1 protein-coding gene is annotated in these 507 nt (G+C 65.1%); it reads right to left on the bottom strand.

Translation table 11 applies throughout. The features are described 5' to 3' along the window. On the bottom strand, positions 1–507 hold a 507-nt coding region (locus IE113_RS16200; RefSeq protein ID WP_373297887.1), incomplete at both ends, for a flagellin N-terminal helical domain-containing protein.

Raw genomic sequence — 507 nt, 5'->3', positions numbered from 1 at the left:
GTTGTTGATCGCCGATTCGAGGCGGTTCTGCCCGGCACCCAGCCCGGCGCGGGCGGCGTTCACATCCGCCAGGGCAAGGTCGACGTTGTCCATCGTCGTGCTCGCCAGCGCGGCGGTGGTGACGTCGAGTGCGGTGGCGGAAATGTTGGTGCCATCGATCGCGCTGCTGGTCAGGGTGATCGTCTCACCCGATTCCGAACCGGTCTGGATGTCAAAGGTCACATCGGTGCCCGCCGTGGTCGAAAACAGCGTGTTGCCGTTGAACTTGGTGTCGGTCAGCACATCCGAGATCTGCTCGGTCAGCGCGGTCACTTCCGACTGCATGTAGGTGCGGTCCGAGCTCTGGTAGGTACCCGAGGCCGACTGCACGGCCAGTTCGCGCACCCGCTGCAGCATGTTGCTGACTTCCGACAGCGCGCCTTCGGCGGTCTGCGCCAGGCTGATGCCATCGTTGGCGTTGCGGATGCCCTGGCTCATGCCGCGCACCTGCGAGGTCATCGTGGTGGC

Origin of the sequence: Novosphingobium arvoryzae (genome assembly GCF_014652615.1) — a bacterium.
In the GTDB taxonomy this organism is placed as follows: Bacteria; Pseudomonadota; Alphaproteobacteria; order Sphingomonadales; family Sphingomonadaceae; genus Novosphingobium; species Novosphingobium arvoryzae.
Note: the sequence above shows the minus strand (reverse complement) of the source record. Positions and strands in the feature narration are given on the sequence as shown.